General features: G+C 66.0%; 14 protein-coding genes and 1 pseudogene. 4 read left to right on the top strand and 11 right to left on the bottom strand.

Going from position 1 to position 16,837, the window contains the following annotated elements; genetic code table 11:
* Window positions 1-7 precede the first annotated feature (7 nt).
* The gene (locus tag FRANCCI3_RS16305; protein ID WP_011437626.1) at window positions 8-238 is read right to left on the bottom strand and encodes a CbtB domain-containing protein; all 231 of its coding nucleotides are present in this window, start codon (window positions 236-238) and stop codon (window positions 8-10) included.
* 521 nt (window positions 239-759) lie between these two features.
* Between FRANCCI3_RS16305 and FRANCCI3_RS16300 the strand changes: the two genes are divergently transcribed.
* Both FRANCCI3_RS16300 and FRANCCI3_RS16295 read left to right on the top strand, forming a co-directional pair.
* Window positions 760-1,983, top strand: a complete 1,224-nt coding sequence (locus tag FRANCCI3_RS16300) for an IS110 family transposase (RefSeq protein ID WP_011435467.1) — start codon at window positions 760-762, stop codon at window positions 1,981-1,983.
* A gap of 11 nt (window positions 1,984-1,994) precedes the next feature.
* Window positions 1,995-2,405: an ArsR/SmtB family transcription factor gene (locus FRANCCI3_RS16295; RefSeq protein WP_011437624.1), complete on the top strand. Its 411-nt coding sequence runs from the start codon at window positions 1,995-1,997 to the stop codon at window positions 2,403-2,405.
* Window positions 2,406-2,533: 128 nt separating this feature from the next.
* On the opposite strand, the gene FRANCCI3_RS16290 is transcribed toward FRANCCI3_RS16295, so the two are convergent.
* Together FRANCCI3_RS16290 and FRANCCI3_RS16285 are read right to left on the bottom strand one after the other, a co-directional pair.
* Window positions 2,534-3,424: a hypothetical protein gene (locus FRANCCI3_RS16290; RefSeq protein WP_011437623.1), complete on the bottom strand. Its 891-nt coding sequence runs from the start codon at window positions 3,422-3,424 to the stop codon at window positions 2,534-2,536.
* Between the two features lie 197 nt (window positions 3,425-3,621).
* The gene (locus tag FRANCCI3_RS16285; protein ID WP_011437622.1) at window positions 3,622-4,155 is read right to left on the bottom strand and encodes an NUDIX hydrolase; all 534 of its coding nucleotides are present in this window, start codon (window positions 4,153-4,155) and stop codon (window positions 3,622-3,624) included.
* Window positions 4,156-4,329: 174 nt separating this feature from the next.
* On the opposite strand from FRANCCI3_RS16285, the pseudogene FRANCCI3_RS24805 reads away from it, so the two are divergent.
* Window positions 4,330-4,502, top strand: a pseudogene (locus FRANCCI3_RS24805) (response regulator transcription factor); the annotation flags it as partial.
* Between the two features lie 382 nt (window positions 4,503-4,884).
* A complete protein-coding gene (locus FRANCCI3_RS24800) occupies window positions 4,885-5,808 on the top strand; it encodes an alpha/beta fold hydrolase (protein ID WP_023841938.1) in 924 nt (307 codons plus the stop codon).
* Window positions 5,809-5,947: 139 nt separating this feature from the next.
* On the opposite strand, the gene FRANCCI3_RS16275 is transcribed toward FRANCCI3_RS24800, so the two are convergent.
* The 8 genes from FRANCCI3_RS16275 to FRANCCI3_RS16240 form a co-directional block, all read right to left on the bottom strand.
* Window positions 5,948-8,374: an MMPL family transporter gene (locus FRANCCI3_RS16275; RefSeq protein ID WP_200923117.1), complete on the bottom strand. Its 2,427-nt coding sequence runs from the start codon at window positions 8,372-8,374 to the stop codon at window positions 5,948-5,950.
* Window positions 8,375-8,454: 80 nt separating this feature from the next.
* Window positions 8,455-9,381 carry a class I SAM-dependent methyltransferase gene (locus FRANCCI3_RS16270; RefSeq protein ID WP_011437618.1) on the bottom strand — a complete coding sequence of 309 codons (927 nt, stop codon included), beginning with the start codon at window positions 9,379-9,381 and terminating at the stop codon, window positions 8,455-8,457.
* A gap of 90 nt (window positions 9,382-9,471) precedes the next feature.
* Window positions 9,472-10,659, bottom strand: a complete 1,188-nt coding sequence (locus FRANCCI3_RS16265; RefSeq protein WP_011437617.1) for an MFS transporter — start codon at window positions 10,657-10,659, stop codon at window positions 9,472-9,474.
* A gap of 19 nt (window positions 10,660-10,678) precedes the next feature.
* Window positions 10,679-11,323, bottom strand: coding sequence for a CPBP family intramembrane glutamic endopeptidase (locus tag FRANCCI3_RS16260; RefSeq protein ID WP_157858588.1), 645 nt, complete (start codon window positions 11,321-11,323; stop codon window positions 10,679-10,681).
* A gap of 151 nt (window positions 11,324-11,474) precedes the next feature.
* Window positions 11,475-12,560, bottom strand: a complete 1,086-nt coding sequence (locus tag FRANCCI3_RS16255) for a bifunctional lysylphosphatidylglycerol flippase/synthetase MprF (RefSeq protein WP_011437615.1) — start codon at window positions 12,558-12,560, stop codon at window positions 11,475-11,477.
* Entirely contained in the window at window positions 12,557-13,612 is a 1,056-nt protein-coding gene (locus tag FRANCCI3_RS16250) for an SDR family oxidoreductase (RefSeq protein ID WP_011437614.1), read from the bottom strand. Before FRANCCI3_RS16250 ends, FRANCCI3_RS16255 begins: the two co-directional genes overlap by 4 nt.
* A 1,046-nt stretch (window positions 13,613-14,658) precedes the next feature.
* Window positions 14,659-15,816, bottom strand: coding sequence for an endonuclease/exonuclease/phosphatase family protein (locus tag FRANCCI3_RS16245; protein WP_011437613.1), 1,158 nt, complete (start codon window positions 15,814-15,816; stop codon window positions 14,659-14,661).
* Window positions 15,817-15,905: 89 nt separating this feature from the next.
* Window positions 15,906-16,601: a hypothetical protein gene (locus FRANCCI3_RS16240; protein ID WP_011437612.1), complete on the bottom strand. Its 696-nt coding sequence runs from the start codon at window positions 16,599-16,601 to the stop codon at window positions 15,906-15,908.
* Window positions 16,602-16,837 lie beyond the last annotated feature (236 nt).

The following is a 16,837-nucleotide window of genomic DNA, read 5'->3' as shown; positions in this document are numbered from 1 at the left end:
GGAGGCGTTAGTGGCAGGGGAAGCCGAGCAGGTGGCGGGCGTCGTGCACGAACTCGTGGACGTAGTTCCCGCCGAAGATTGACAGCGCGCCCTGCTCGGCGCCGACGAAGTACAGCCCGAGCAGCGCCAGCAGCCCGCCGAAGAGCAGGAAGGGCACCAGCTCACGCATCGGGATGGTCGGCAGGGCCGGCAGGGCCGGCTGGGCGAGCGGTGCGGGGGAGACGGCGGGGTGCGCCATGAGGAGAACCTCCACTGGAATCACGCGTTCCACGGGTAGGACGGGTTCGGGCAATGGGTCTGACTTCCGAGACCGTCCAGGACGGACGGGCCGATCACAGTGGCGCGACCATGCCGGAATCACACCGGCTTCCATCACACGAACATGTAGAGATAAACAGCGCTATGTAATCCTGTCAAGTTTTATGGGCCGCCAGGATGGCTGGACGGGCCCGGGTGCGGTCCCGTGGGGCATGCTGGTGTGCATGACGACGACGCTCGCATCGACCCTGGTGCCCCTAATGGGACATACCGGGCAGCCGTGAGGCAGGCTCGGTTCCGGTAGCCGCCAGCAGGTGAGCACTCGAGGCCCCTGGACGCAGGACGAGTCCTAAGGTCAGACCGTGCCCCTGCCGGTGGTCGGGAGAGCGGACCACAGATGGGATGTCGTGCCCGCTGATCGTGGCGTGAGCACTTGACCATTAGGGTGTGGTGGATCTCCTGGAGGCTGCCGGACCTGGTGCCGAGAGACGGGAGACCCGGATGCTGTTCGTCGGTGACGACTGGGCGCAGGACCACCACGATGTGGAGGTGCAGGACGAGACGGGTCGGCGACTGGCGAAGGGCCGGCTGCCGGAGGGCGTGGCCGGGATCGCCCGGCTGCACGCGCTGATCGGGCGGCACCTGGCCGAGGACGCCGGCCCGGAGCAGGTCGTGGTCGGGATCGAGACCGACCGCGGCCCGTGGGTGCGGGCGCTCGTCGCGGCGGGCTACCAGGTGATCGCGGTGAACCCGTTGCAGGCGGCGCGGTACCGGGAGCGGTACTCGACGTCGGGTGCCAAGAGCGACGCCGGCGACGCGCACAGCCTGGCGGACATGGTCCGTACGGACCGTCACCAGCTGCGGCCGGTCGCTGGGGACAGTGACACCGCCGAGGCGGTGAAGATCGTGGCGCGGGCGCATCAGAACCTGATCTGGGACCGGACCCGCCAGACCCAGCGGCTGCGCTCGGCGCTCCTGGAGTTCTTCCCGGCCGCGCTGGCCGCGTTCGACGACCTCGATACCCCTGACGCGCTGGAGCTTCTCGCGAAGGCGCCGTCGCCGGCCGAGGCCGCGAGGCTGACCGTTGCGCAGATCAGCGCCGCGCTCAGGCACGCCCGCCGGCGGAAGATCCCCGAGAGGGCGGCCGCGATCCGGGCGGCGCTGCGGGCCGAGCAGCTGCCCGTCACGCCGGCGGCGACCACCGCCTACGCCGCGGTCGTGCGCGCCCAGGCCGGGCTGCTCGCAGCCCTCAACGGCGAGATCGCCCGGCTCGAGGAGCAGGTCGCGGACCATTTTGACCAGCACCCGGACGCGAAGATCCTGCTGTCCCAGCCCGGCCTGGGACCGGTCCTCGCGGCCCGGGTGCTCGCCGAGTTCGGTGACGACCCGACGCGCTACGCCGACGCGAAGGCACGGAAGAACTACGCCGGCACGAGCCCGATCACCCGCGCCTCCGGGAAGAAGAAGACGGTCCTGGCCCGCTACGCACGCAACAACCGGCTCGCCGACGCGCTACATCAGCAGGCGCTCTCGGCCCTGAGCGCATCCCCGGGCGCCCGGTCGTACTACGACGCGATCCGCGCGCGCGGCACGTCGCACCACGCCGCGCTGCGCCAGCTCGGCAACCGGCTCGTCGGAATCCTGCACGGCTGCCTCAAGACCCACACCCCCTACAGTGAGGCAACCGCATGGACACAGAAAGCAACACTCGACGTCGCCGCTTGACAACGAAAACCATGGGATGTCTGACCGCGCGTGATCACGGTGATCACGGTGACGAGAGTGACGCACCGAGCGGGCTCGCGGGCACCGTCGCGTCCTGCTGCACGCCGTTGGCTCGCACCCCGCTGTCCGCGGAGGACGCCGAACGTCTCGTCGGTGTGCTCAAAGCGATCGCCGTTCCCGCCCGGCTGCGGCTGCTGTCGATGATCTATGCGCGGGAGGGTGGTGAGGCGTGCGTCTGCGAACTGACCGAGCCGCTCGGGCTGACCCAGCCGACCGTCAGCCACCACCTGAAGGTTCTTGTCGCCGCCGGCCTGATCAGCCGGGAGAAGCGTGGCGTGTGGGCCTACTACCGACTCGTGCCCGGAGCGCTGCCCGCGCTCGCCACGGTCTTCGCTCCGGCCGCCGCTCCAGACGCCGAGTGAGACGACTACCGAGTGAGACGACCGCCGGGCGGGACCTGCGCATCGCGGCCGGCGGTGGTCAGAGGGGCCAGCAGCGGTCAGGGGCCAGCAGCGGTCAGGGGCCAGCAGCGGTCAGGGGCCAGCAGCGGTCAGGGGAGCCAGGAGACGGTGGCGCAGCCGAGCTGATGCCGGATGGGGCCGTCGGGCCCGGCGTTCGTGGCGTAGGCGCACACCGTGTGCGGGACGGCGCTCGTGATGACGGTGGTCTCGAAGCCGTGGTCGGGGCCGGCGTCGGGGTAGAAGCGGGCGACGTCCGGTCGGGAGGTGTCCGCGGTGGCGGTGGTGGCGGTGGTGGCGTCGAGAGTGACCGTGACGATGAGGGGGTCGGCGGGGTCGTCGGGGTCGTAGGTCCAGCCGGCGACGCGGACGCTGCTCCAGCCGGCGGTGATCCACGGGTTGGGCGTCGCGAGGTCGAGGTAGCCGAGGGGCGTGTGGTCGACGGCGGGCGCGTCCACGGTCGCGGTGGCGCAGCCGAGGCTCCGCCGGTGGAAGGAGCCGAGCGGGCCGATGTTCACCGCGGCGGTGCAGACGGTGTGGGTGCCGGGTGCGGCGGCCACGGTGGTGTCGAAGCCGTGGTCGGGGCCGGCGCCCGGGTGGGCCCGGGCGACGTCGGGACGGGAGCGGTCGGCGACGACACTGGCGGTGGCGACGTCGTCCAGAATGATCGTTACGGCCAGGGGGTGGGTGAGGTCCCCCGGGTCGATGGTCCAGCCGGCGACGCGGATGCCGGCGGGGGATGCGTCGGCGAGATCGAGAAAGCCGAACGGCGGCGCATCGTCCCCATCGGGACAGGTTTTCTCGGTTTTCCTGATCTTCCCCGTCTTCCCCACGTCGCTGGACCCGGCCGTCGGGCAGGCGCCGGCCACGGCGGATCCGGCCAGGCCGACGCCGATCAGGACGGTGGTGAGAGCGAGGATGCTGATCATCGCGACGGCGGTACGTACGGGCGTTCGATGCGGCGCGATGGCGATGATCGTCACCCTCTCCCCTCACGCTCAAGGTGTGAACTGAAAGTAGCATCTCCATTGCTATCGGTCGACAACCGTGAAGGTTTTGTTGCATGTTGCATCCACGTCGCCGCCATGCGCATTCTGCGGGTGCGGTGTCCGTACGGCCATGGAGCGGTGGGGCGGCGACTGGACCCGGCTCGCCGACCGCCGCTGTTACCAGACCTGGATCAGCCAGCTCGGTCTGGCGGGGGACCCGTGGACCGGTCGCGGGACCGGATAGCCGAGAAAGCCTGCCGCGATCGTGCGCCCGCTCCCCGACTCGGCGGCCAGCCGAACCGGGAGAACGGTTCCGCCCGCAGATGCAGACGGATGATCTCCCTGCTGTACGCCAGGGTGTCGGCCGGCAGATCGTCCGGTGGGTGCCAGGCGAGGGCGGAGCAGGTGGCTGGCTCCCGATTGGTGGGCTCGCCGCTCCACCGCGACACCAGGAAGCCGAAACCGATACGAGCGTCGCTGTCCGGCGGAAGGGCATGCGTGATACCCGCGAAAGCGACATCCTCGGGTTCGACCCCGATACCGAGCTCCTCGTCGAGCTCCCGGATCACCGCGGTCACGACGTCCTCGGCGGGCTCGATCCGTCCGCTGGGCAGCGCCCAGCAGCCGCTTCCGTAGATGCCTCCCGCGCGTTTCGTCAGGAGCAGGCGGCCGTCCCGTATCAGTAGCGCAAGAACGTCGACCGGGGTCCGGTGTTCGTGCCGCATGATCCTCCTCGTGCTCTTCTTCCCGCGGACCGACTCGAGGCCCGTGACCGGGAAACGTAGCGCGCAGGGCCCCGTCCTTCAGAGCGAAGATTCAGCAGGGATTCGGCTGGCGCTCAGCGGCAGGGTGGCCCTGTTCCGCACATGCGCATCCTGGTGGCGGATGACGACCGGAGTCTGGTGGCGCGACTGCGGGCGCTGCTGCGCCGTGGTGGTGGGGAACGCCCGGTCGTCCTGGCGGCTGGCGACCTCCGGCTCGACCCGCGTCGCACCGGGCCTGGCGGGGTGAGTCACCGGTCGAGCTGACGCCACGGCAGTTCTCCCTCCTGGAGTTCCTGACGCGCCGTCCCCGTCCCATACCGACCGGTGGGTAGGGCGGTGGCACGGGACGGGGATGGTAACCATCCCGGCTACATCCTCGTCTGCCGGCCAGCCGCCAAGGCTGGATGGTCACCATCCAGCAAGCCGATCCTACAGAACCGAGGACGCCTCACCGCCGGACACGCCGAGGCGGTTCAGGCATTTTTCCGGGAGATTCCTCGCGCCTTGGCACTATAGGGCTTGGTGGAGCTGAAGAGTATGTTCCCGACCGTGTTACGGTGGGCGAGGGTGTTCTATTCTGCAAGAAGATTAAGGATAGATTTCTTGGTGTGGAATCAGGACTTTTCAAGCTAGCAGGCTTAGCACTTTAGTTGGAGTCCAAGAATGAGTTGTGCTGTAGCCAGGATATATATGCTTTCTATTATTAGCCTGTTCTTGCTAGGCTTCCTAGCTGTTAGCTTTTTTGCCTACGGCGTCGAGCCTGGGCGGAATCTCAAGGAGACGCCCTCGTTTCTGAAGGAACGTACAACTCGATACATGGACATAGGTGATACACGGCTCCACTATCTGAAGCAAGGCGCTGGTAGACCTGTCATTCTCCTGCATGGCGGTGGCACCTGGCTGTATTCTTTCCGGAAGAACATCGATGAACTTGCCCGGGAGCATACTGTGTATGCCCTGGATATGCCCGGGCATGGTTTCACCACCTACCAGGATCCTGCTACGCTCACCTTGGCCGGATTCGCGACGCTCCTGAAAGATTTTTTGGCAAAGCAAGGAATTGTCCAGGCTGATTTTATTGGGAGTTCATGGGGTGGCGGTTGGGCGCTTTATTTTGCCGAGGTTTACCCTGATGAGGTCGGCAGGATAGTGCTCATTGATGCTACGGGGACGGCGGAGATCGCGGCTCACGACGGGAGCTCCTGGAAGTACCTGTCGTATCCGCTGGTAGGCGAGTTGCTCGTACACTTCTTTTCTTTTGGCAACGTCAGGAAGGATATACACGAAAATCTCTTCAGCAACCCATCGGCCGTATCTGACGCGGAGATTCGCCAGATATATATTCCTATCACTTATTCTCGCAACCTCAAAGCTCAGTACATCCTGCAACGTAATTTGAACTGGAGCGAAGTCGACCGGCATCTCGAAAAGGTACACAACGAGACTCTTGTGATCTGGGGCAAGGATGATCGTTACATACCAATAAAATTTGGCCAGAATCTTGAGGCAAGGCTTCCAAACGCCCGCTTCGTCTCCATAGAAAATGCCGGCCACCTACCGCATGAAGAGCAGCCGGAAAGGGTCAACGCACTCTTGTTGAAATTTCTTCAATAATGGCGCATCCTGCAAGGAAGTGTCAACTCCGGTATGCCGTGTCGGGCGTGTCCTGGCCTGGCCGGTAAATCTTAGTGTCATGCGGGATACGGCGGTGTCACGCGGGATACGGAATGGTTATGGAATGGCGCCGTCTACCTCACGCCGGCCCGTCCGGGGCGGCGGCGCGGCGCCGTAGGGAGGGCAGCCACCAGTTGTACTTCCCGGCTATCAGGAGTGTGGCGGGCGCCAGGACGAGCCTGATCAGCGTGGCGTCGAGCAGCACCGCGACGCTGAGGCCGAAGCCATACTCGCGCAGCATCAACGTTGACGAGAGCATCATCGTCCCCAGTGTTCCCGCCATAACCAGGCCGGCAGCGGTGATTACCCGGCCGGTGTCCACGATAGCTGTCGTCACCGCGTCGGCGTCACTGCTTCCCTGCCGGGTTATTTCTCGGATCCGGGTTATCAAAAAGATTTCGTAGTCCATGCCGAGACCCATCATGAGGATCACCAGGAAGATTGGTAGGTCGTTGATGACGGGTTCATCGAGCCAGCCGGCGAAGACCGCGAGCGTGGCGCCGAGTGCCCAAATGTTGCTGAGCGCGATCGTCAGGATCAGCCGGATCGGGACCAGGATGGATCGTAATGCGAAGGTCAGCAGCACTATGACGCCGGCGCACACAAAGGCGATCATCTTCCAGAAGGACGATGTCAGCGCCGCATCGTATTCTTGGTCGATGACGGTGGCACCACCGACCTGAGCGTTGTCGATGGTACTGTCGGCGACCAGCGTGGTCAGCGTCCGGATCGTCGACCTCGCCTGCTCCGACAGTGGGTCCCCAGCCAGCACGATGGACAGCCGCAGGGCGCCGTCCGGGGCCAGAAAGTCCTGTCGGACGTTTTGTGGTAGCGCCGACGTGTCCTCCCAGGACAGCTTCGTGCCCGTGGGGCGGGACAGGCTCGAAACGGAGACCACGCCGGGAGTGCGGGCGATCGCGTCGCTTAGGCTGTCCAGTCGCTGCCAGCCGGCAAGGGTGAGAGTGTCGCCTCGGTGACCGTTGTCGCCGATGTCACCGACGACGGTCGTCGGCTGCAGCAGGCCGGGTTGCCAGTGTTCGGCGATAAGGTTGTAGCCGCGGCGGGCGTCTGTGTCCGGGCTCAGCGCGACCGGGTCGGAGGTCAGCCGGTGGGATCCCAGGAGGACAATGATGGGGATCGTCGCCAGCACGAACACCGCGACGACGGCGACGGGTGCCCGTCGCGGCAGCACGGCCAGCCGTCGCAGCAGGTTGGTCAGCCAGCCCTTGGACTCCATATCCGTGAGCGGCCGGACACCGAGCAGGAAGAATTTGTCGCCCAGCAGAACCAGCAGCGCCGGTGTGATCGTCAGTGCGGCCAGCAGCATCACCGGGATGCCCGCGAGCCCCCCATAGCCGAGCGGCGGGATCCAGTCGACCGGTGAGAGCAGGGTTGCGGCGAACGCGAGGATGACGGTGCTTCCCGCGAGGGCAATGCTTTCACCGGCGTGGATGGTGGCGTTGACGACGGCTTCTTTCGGGTCGCGGCCAGCCAGGCGTTCCTGCCGATATCTGGAGGACAGCAACATGCTGTAGTCGACGCCAGCACCGAGCATGACGAAGGTCATGATTGTCGTGGTGAACTGGGTTAGTTCCACCTGGCTGCCGACGGCGTACAGCCATGCCTGGCTGATCGTCATGGCGAGCCCGATCATCGTCAGGGTGAGGACTGCCGGAACGACGGCACGGAAGAACAGCAGCAGAACGATGATGATGATGATGTAAGCCGCGTACTCCATCTTCGCGTTGTCGGCCTCGGCCTTGTCGTACGTGTCCTTGATCAGTGCCAGTTCGCCGGTGACGGCGGCGTGCACCGGGGAGGCCGGGCCCAGCCGGGCTATGTCCGCGGCCACAGTGCGGCGCAGCGCTGTCAGGTCCGGGTCAGGTCCATGCCTCGAGTAGGCGACGGTAACGAGTGACGCCCTGTGGTCATCGGAGATCAGGCTGGCGGCGTCCACCGGCACGGGGAAGTCCGCCCAGTCCGTCTCCTCGGCCAGCGTGCCGGCCAGCTTCGGCCATTCCGCCTGGTCGGTACGTGCGGCCCGTTGCAGGAGTGGAACCAGCGCCGCGGGCACCTGACCCGTGGCCCGCGCCTGGGCCAGGCGGCCCATGGCCTCCTCGGTGCTCGGTGGCGGCGTACCCGCCGGCGCGAGCACGTGGCGCATCGCGGCCAGGAGAGCGTCGCGGTGCAGCGTGTACGGCGACGTCGTGCTCATGACTGAGCCATCGTGGACGAGTGGCTGTAGCGAGGCGTCCAGCATGCCCATCAGCCGCCGCGAACTCGCGGCGGTCACATCGGGCGCACTGAGCACGATGAGGGTTTCCCGCTCGGAGTGATGCGGGAATGCCTGTACGAGCCGTTGCGCTACGGCGTCGCCGACCGAGCCGGGCACGATCTTCGAGCTGCCCTGCCGGGACTGTACCTCGGAGAGCTTGAGCGCGAACGGCGCGCAGGCCCCGATAGCGACGAGCCAGAGGACGATGACGACCACGGGGTGTCTGACCACGGCCCGGGCGATCCGTCCCAGCACCGGATGGGCGGAAGGGGAAGGCGTCGACTCCGATCCGATCCCGCCAGTCCCAGAGTTCACTGGATCCCATTCGCCTTGGTGACGCCCGGCTGGACGGGAGCTGCCGGCTCCGGTGTGGTCTCGGCGACGACCACGACGAACGGATGGAGGAGTGTGAGGCCCCCCGGCCGGCTGGCCTGCTTGCGTAGCGCCTCTGTCAGTTTGCCTCTGACGTCGTCTTCGCGGGACATGTCGAACGAGTCCCGGAAGCCGGCGCCGGCGCCGGACCGTTCCACCCACTCTACGGCTTCCTCGGCGGTGGCCACCGGCCAGCGCTGTTCACCCTCATACTGGTTGATTACCCGCAGTTCGCCCTTGCGCATCCACCTGGCCACCGTCTCGGCGTCCTTCGGCAGGGCCACCCGCACCATCGCGGTGAGCAGAGTCGGCTCGTCCGCGACGACGTCTTCGAAAGCCTTGCGCAGCGAGGCCAATGCGTCCGCGCGGGACTCGATGATGCCGATCCGACCTCCTGGGCGGAGCACCCGCCGCGCCTCGCGGAACAATTGGGAGGGCTTGCTATAGCAGATCGCCCAACCGCAGACGATCGCGTCGGCGCTGTTGGTCGCCTGGGCCTTGAGGAACTCCAGCATGTCGCCCTGCTGCCAGCTGACATCCTTGGAGGCTTGGCCGAGCGTCTCCATCTTGGCCTTCGCGACGGCCAGCATCCCCGGGGACTTCTCGATCACCCGCAGCGAACCGAGGCCCTGCTGCCGGATCCGAATCTGTTCGGACAGGTGACCCGTGCCGCATGCCAGCTCGATGACGTCCATCCCCGGGGCGATCCCCACCAGGTCCAGCATCGCCGTCGAGTTCGGGCCCATGAGGGCGGTGAACGCCTCGTCATAGGTGCTGCTGGCGATGTCGTAATCAGGTGTGGTGTCGGCAACGGCGCGGGTGAGTAGGAGACGGGCGGCGCGCAGCGCCAGACCGGCTCGGCTCATAGCAACTCCCAGTGGATCGCGAGCAGAAGGACGGGATGTCTTTTCGGTGAGGTGGATGCCCGACCGCAGCCGGGCATCCTGGCTCGGACGTCAGGTGACGGAGCGGCGCTGCGCCGCGGTCAGGATCAGGACGGCGCCCAGGACGAGAACCGCCGCCATGCCGGTAAGCGCGGTGGTGACGCTGCTGAAGCCGGTACCCAGCGCGCCGAGCAGAGGGCCGCTCATCATCCCCACGGCATAGGCGATGTTGAACATCGCGAAGATGGCCCCATGCCCGACCCCCCGCCGTTCCGCCGCTGCGGTGAGAATCCCCAGCGCAGGGATGAGGACAAAGGAGAAGCAAACGGCGAACGTCACCAGCAGCACCGTCGTCCAGCCAACGTCGAACCTGGGGAGCAGCGGCAGGACGGCGCTCATCCCCAGCAACCCGCCCGGGATCAACGGCAGATCCGGCCGCCGGTCCCCAAGCAGGCCGACCGGCACCCCGGCGAGCCCGTGCGCCAGCGTCGCCGCCCCGAAGATCAGACCCAGCGTGGCCGGGCCGCTGCCGAACCGGTCGGCCAGGTGCAGCGGGAGCAGCGGTTCCAGCATGCTCAGCGTCGCCGCTCCGAAGGCGACAGCGAGCAGGGTCGGCAGGAGCGAACGCCAGCCGGATGGCTGCTGCTCACGTACCGGCTGCGCGGCGCCGCGGACCAGCCACGGCAGGACGGCGGCGAGTACCGCGGTGAGCACCGTGCACACCACGAACGGCGCCGCGTCGCCGAAGCGTTCGGCCAGCAGCCCGCCGATCACTGGGCCAGCGACCATACCGACGGACATACTGGACATCGCCGCTCCCATCGCGCCGCCGGCCCTGGGGGGCCGCACCCGCTGGGCGAGCAGAGCGATTCCGTTCGTCCACAGCGCCGCCGCGGCGACTCCCTGGAGCGTGCGGGCAGCCAGAAGTTCGGGATAACTACGAGCCAGCGCGAAACCGACCGTCGAGATCAGCAGACCGGCGGCACCGACCTGGAATGGCCGTTCATGCCCGAACCGGTCGCCGACCCGGCCCATCAGGGGAGTCCCCGCCAGCAGGGCGACCGCGTACGCGGCGTACAGCAGGCTCACCCCGGCCGACCCCACATCGAACTGGTCCGCGTAGTTCGGCAGGACAGGTACCACGATGCTGTAGAGCAGGCTGTCCACGAACAGCGCGCCACAGGTCGCGGCGGTCACCTTGAATACGTCGTGGCGAACCGCGGTGGAGTTCGTCTCGACCGCGTCCTGGCTGGCAGCCATCTCGCCTTCTCCGATCACGTTAGAGCGAGATTGCCCAGATGGTGAACAGAACGTTGGCCACACCCTGCGCGATGGTCGTACCGACCACCGATCCCGTCACCATCCGGCAATAACCCAGGGCGAGGCCCATCACGAAGACCGAGGGGATCATCCCGGCCAGGACCAGCGGGTTGAAAGGATTGAGTCCGTAATCGCCGAGGTGCACGAGTGCCCAGCCGGCACTGACCGTGACGACGGACCTCCAGAGCCCCATGCGCCGGGAGGCGGCGTGCAGCAGCACGCCTCGGTAGAAGACCTCCTCAGCGATCGGGACGAGCAAACCCATACAGAGGAACAAGGAGATATAGGCGAGCGCCGGAGAGCCCGGGAACATCTCGCGGAAGAGGCCGGGCAGCAGGGCCGCCCAGTTGTCCTCACCCCGCCCGAGCAGCGTCAGGCAGGCGACGAGGGTCAGCAGGTAGCCGGCGGTCACCACCCCGATCCCGCGGGCCAACTGCCGTGGCGAGGATATGGCCTGCACGCCGACATCCGACCACATTCGCCGCGGCACGACGAACAGCGCGAACGGGGTGAGCACGATAGAGAACACCATGAGCCACTCGTCGAACGCGCCGGCAATACGTAGCGTTCCGAGGATGGCGAACACAACGCAGGCGACAAGCACGGGCCGCGCTTCGTAACGCGGGAGCCGCCGGCCTGGGACCCGACCGGACCCGGTCACCCCCGACTTCGCCGTCCCGCTCCCGTTCGGGACCGCGTTCGGGGCGGAGCGAAGGACTTGATCTTTATTTCCGGCATCGCGAGAAAGAATTTTATCACTCATGGGGACTCGCTGGGCGACGTGTGACGCTCTTCCTGCCCCGGCGCAGCGAGACGGCCTTCGTCACCCGCATCAACCGCCAGACGGCGGAGAGCGAGACGCCGTCCTGGAACGCGACATACTCCGGCTGGATCAGGTCTGGTTGCCACTTCAGCTTGTATGCCACCTGGGACTGGGCGGGGTAGATCCACTCGGCGCGAGTGCCGAGCCAGCGCACGAAACGGTCCACGAAGGGGCTGTGTCCAGGAAGTCGATGTTTCGGATCGAGCGAAGTGAAGGGAGTGAGACCAAAGTGCAGGTACGGCGTCTTCTCCCCGACGAACTGCCGTACGGCCGTGGACAGGATCAGCTCGCTGACTCCGGTGGGAGCGTCCGGTATCCGCCGGCTCAGGTCATGCAGCCAACCGGAGTGCCGCCCGAAGACCGGCGAGAATACCTGGTAGCCCACCAGCCGGCCGGCGTGCTCGGCAACGAACAACCGGCGCCTGCGCTCGGCCCAACCGCCCCGTTGGCCGATCATAAAGTCGATCTCGGCGACGCCAAAACCTTTTGCCTTCAACCATACCCAGTCCACCTCGTTCAGTGCCTCCATCAGCTGCGGCGTCCGCTCACGGACCGCCGCCACCTCGCGTACCCGGACGCCGTCCCGATTAGCTCGAGAGATCTTATTCCGGATCTTCACGAAATGTTTCCCCGACATGCTGAACCCGTCCAGTGAACGGGCGTAGGAGGCGCCGAGCTGGTTCACGCCAAAACCGGCACGCAGGTAGATGTCAGTATCTTCGGGCATCAGCTGGACGCTAATCACCCGACGGCGGTTCTGCCTGGCCCAACGGACGAACTCAGTCAGCAGCTCAGCCTGCTGGTCCGGCGGCGCGAAGACTCCGCCGAACTGGATCAGGAACCTCCCGCTTGGCCGGTAGATGACGACGCCGTCGATTCCATCCACCTCGAACGTCAGATTTCCTTCGTTCAGCGCCAGGTATGCAGATGGGTTGTGAGCGTGCCGGGTCAGCACGTCCAAAGTGGGCTCCGCGACGGATCGCGTCTGTGCGACCCCTGTGCTGCTGCTACGGGTCACGGCCGGCTGCTCCCAGCAACGGCCGCTCGGTCGATCTTTGTCGTGCCCTGGTTCGACCGAGCGTCGCGGGCCGCCCAGTAGCGCATGCTCCGATCCGCGACCGTCCTGGCGTCGGGGAGCGGCCGGACGCCGAGGGCGGCGAGCTCATCAGCCGATGTCGGCAGTATCAGGCTTGAGCGGACGTATGCAGAGAAATAGGCTACTGCCTTCATTATCCCCGCGTATAGTGCCGGATCCGTGATGGCGGATTCATCCAGGACAGTACCGGATATCAGCATCGGGGGCTTGGCCGGATAGCCAAAATCACGGCCAATATCGAGCGCCATGTCAACGACGTCGGTGAGGGTCAGTGCCGCCGGCCCATTAGCGAGCCAGAGTTCGCTGCCCAGCGCCTCCTTACGTACAGCGGCAACAACTGCCTCGGCTACATAATCAACGGGCACCAGATCGATCCGAGAGTCCGGGGAGAAGGGTATTATCGGTAGTTTATCGTGCAGGAATCTGGCCACCATCTGGTAGAAGCCTTGGAAGCTGGCTATGGCACCGGTATCGGAGTGGCCGACGATGATCGAGGGCCGGAGGATGGCATAGGGGACCCCCGCGCCGCGCACTACGTCCTCGGCCTCGCGCTTGCTGCTGGCGTAGCGAGCACCGGACTCGCCGGCGCCGTCGCTGCGGGCGCCAATGTAGGCGGTGCTCACATGGTAGAGGGGTGCGTCTGCCGCCGCGGCCAGCTGCGCTATCCGCGAAGTTCCCTCGACGTTGATCGACCTTAATGTCCTCTCGGTACCGTTGAATGCGACCACGGCGGCTGAATTCACCACCGCATCCACGCTGTCGACCAGGGATCGGTACTCCGATCCATCCAGGCCGAGTTGTGGACGAGCGATGTCACCGCGCACGGTGGTAATCGTCTGGTCGGCCAGGACGGTGCGGTGCACCAGGCACACCGGCTCGATGTCAGGAACTCTTTTCAACTGGCTCAGGAGCTCTTGACCGAGCACGCCCGACGCCCCCGTCAAAAGCACCCGTCGTGCGGTTTGCGCAGTCATCTACTTCCTTTTCCAGCAGGGAATGTCCGCATGGCGATGCGGCCGGATCACTGGTAGGAGCTGTCAACGACCTTTTGGTATTAGAAATATGCCAGCGATGCCCGTCGATATTCCGTGGAACGGCGTGCATGCCCGCGTCAATGATCGTTTTTCTGATTATCATCATCATCAGCTGTGGATGAATTCGACAGGGCCGGGCCGGCCGTGATTCTCCAGGCATGCGCGCGGCCTGGGCGCGCTTACTGTAGTTACAGTAGCGGCCGTTGCGCACTCCAGCGCTACGTTGTCGCACCCCCCGTGTCGCCATGCGTCGCATCCGTGCCGTCAAGTAGGCGAAGCCGCGACTTACTGTTCTTGTAACGTCTCCTGGAATCGCTCGGTCGTCAGTCTAACCACAACCAACTGGCGAGGTCTACGAGGAAGGAGGGGCCATTGGTTGTTGAGAAGAAAAATTATGCTGCTGCTTAATAGCAAGTAATCTGTGCCCGCAGCGGGCTGACCAGCGCTTCCGGTGACCGTCAACCTCCGTTGAAGTCTCTACGGTGTTGGCTATCTCACAGTGGGGCGTTATGGGCTATTTTCATAACTTAAGTCTAGTATTCGGAAGAGTATTCGGAAGATACGAGTGGCATCCACCGACGTGTCGTACGGACAGCGATCTCTAGCGGCTGGCTGGAGTGATAAACTGTGCTGTAGGGCGACTATCGGTAGGCGAGCCTGGACAAGGTGATGTGCGCGTACCGGGCCCGGTAGTCGCGGACCTGGCAGTCGTCGAGGCCGCGGGTGGGAGCGGACCCGGCCGCGGTCGCCGACCCGGGCCGCTCGCCGGATCGGTCGAGAGTACGGCTGCGCCGGGTTCGTGGTTCCGTTCGACCACGGCGACGACTGGGACCTCGCCGCACCGGGCGAACGCATCCACGACATCGCCCACCTCTGCTGGCGATTCCTCGGATGGTTCGGGGGCGGGGTCAAATCGAGCGGCGGGGCAGGCGTCCGCTCAGCGGCACAACAGAGTGTCGCCTGGTGTTCTAGATGCCGCGGTGTTTTTAGATATCGAGGTCGACGTAAAGGGCGGCGTGATCGGAGGCGGCCTGGTCGGCTCGGGTGATCTTGGGGTGGATCACCCACTGGGCGGATGGGTGTTTGTTGTCGGGGTCGCCCCACAGGCCGGTGCGGACGATCTGCCCGCCGGTCATCCGGTCGGCGAGGTCGGGGGAGAGCAGGATGTAGTCGAGTCGGTTACGGGCGGTGCAGGACTGGAAGGTACCGGGTCGGGGGCCGGTGTCGAATCCGGCCCGGCTGGCGGCGTCGACGAGTGGACTGTCGGGGCCGAGGAGGGGTTCGAGGCTGGGGAACGCGGGCGGGGGTGGCTTGTTGAGGTCACCGACGACGGCGATGTACCGGGCGCCGGCGTCGCGGAGCGCGGTGTAGATCTCCGCCACCCGGTGGGCCTGCCGGCGGCGTAGCGGGTCGGGGTTTCCGGAGGTCCAGGACTGGCTTTTCAAATGGTTCGGCAGTACCCAGATGGTGTTGCCGGCGGGGGTGTGCAGTTCGTAGGCGGGGCAGTCGCGGCTGAACAGCGGCCGGTCGGGGCGGGCCGGGTCGGGGTCGTCGACGTGGCTGACGATCGAGCCGATCGTGTGGCCGGGTTTGGCCAGCAGGCCGACGTCGATGCCGCGGGGGTCGTTGCCGTCGACGAGCATCACGTGGGCGTACAGGCCGGCGAGCAGACTGGTGTTGAACCGGACCAGCGCCGGACGGTTTTCGGCTTCGATCACGGCGAGAACGTCGGCGTTGATGTCCGTGATGACCTGGGCAGTGGAGCGGATCGCGGTCTCGTCGACGGGGCCGGTGACCAGTTCGACCCAGCCGATCCAATCCTGCCGCCCGGTCGCGTCGATCACAGCGTCCTTACCGGGGGGTTGGGTGAGGAAGTTCCCGCGGTTCTCACGAAGCCGGGCCCACCGCGGCTGTGGATCCCGGTTGAGCTGCAGCCGACCCTCGCTGGTGCGGGTCAGGATCTCCATCGTTTCCAGGTCGGCGAGCATGTCGGTCTTGTTCTGAACGGTATAGACCTCGTGCTGGGCGAGGGTGATGAATCGGTCGAATGCGGCCAGGACCGGTTGGCCTTCGTCCCAGGTGGGCAGGTCCATCGCCCGGATCCGTTCGAACAGGTTTTCCACGTTGAACGACGCCAGTCGCACCGGTCACCCCCACAGCACCGTCGTGTCGGCTCTGCTGCACAGCGTGGCAACCCGAGGAGTTGCTGTCGACCCACCGGCAGGTGAATCTTTTATGATCTCGGTGGTCCACTTGTGGCCGCGCCTGTGACGGCTCTCTTGATCCTGCATCGATCAAGATCGTAATGTGGACGGGCGAGGCTGAAACCGAGCGCAGCGTGCGCCTTGACCGCCTCCACCCGGCGGTACTCGTTGAAGAAGCCGCCGTGGTACAGGTCGTCGACCCGCTCGGCTCCGTCCGCGTCCAGGTCGTAGACGACGCGGGCGGTGGCCGGGAAGAACCAGGCCGGGCCGATGTCGGCGATCTCCCCGGACAGCTCGACCCGGTTCAGCGCCGCGAGCGTCGCGGACTCCCGCAGGATGCGCAGGTCGTCGTCGGTGACGTCGGACAGGTCGGGGTCGTCCAGCCGCTCGGCGGAGAACAGGTGGTGGTAGACCCGGTCGGCGGTGCGCAGCACGTCCGCCGGCTCGGACGTCCGCTGACCGTAGGCACGGACGAACTCCAAGGTCTGCTGTTCGACAGCGGCCTCCTCGGTCTCGTCCTCCGACAGCAGGCGCTCGGTCACCAGGTCCCAGTCGACGAGCATCCAGACCGGCGCGGTACTGCGACGGACGAAGTACCGGTCCGGCTCGACCGTGACCGTGGTCCCGTTCACCGTGATGCCCGGGAGACGGTTCCAGGTGGGCGTGAACGGTTCGCTCATTTCCACCGAGAAAGCTGCGGGGTATTCGGGTTTCGTGGCGAGCATGGCTCACTGTCCTTTCGGGCTCTCCGTTGATTCCGGTATCGATTCGCGAGCCTCCCCGGTCGGGCGTATGGTCCGGTGGGTAAATCGGGGAGGTCGTGTCGATGTCCGTAATCATGACCCGGACGGGATCGGCAGGACAGTTCCCGGCGGCATGCCGCAGTCCCCGAAGAGCAGTGCTTCGAGGCATGGCGCCGAGCACTCGTTTTCCGGCCCTGGACCGGCTCTCATCGACTACG

It is taken from the genome of Frankia casuarinae (assembly GCF_000013345.1).
GTDB classification, from domain to species: domain Bacteria; phylum Actinomycetota; class Actinomycetes; order Frankiales; family Frankiaceae; genus Frankia; species Frankia casuarinae.
Note: the sequence above shows the minus strand (reverse complement) of the source record. Positions and strands in the feature narration are given on the sequence as shown.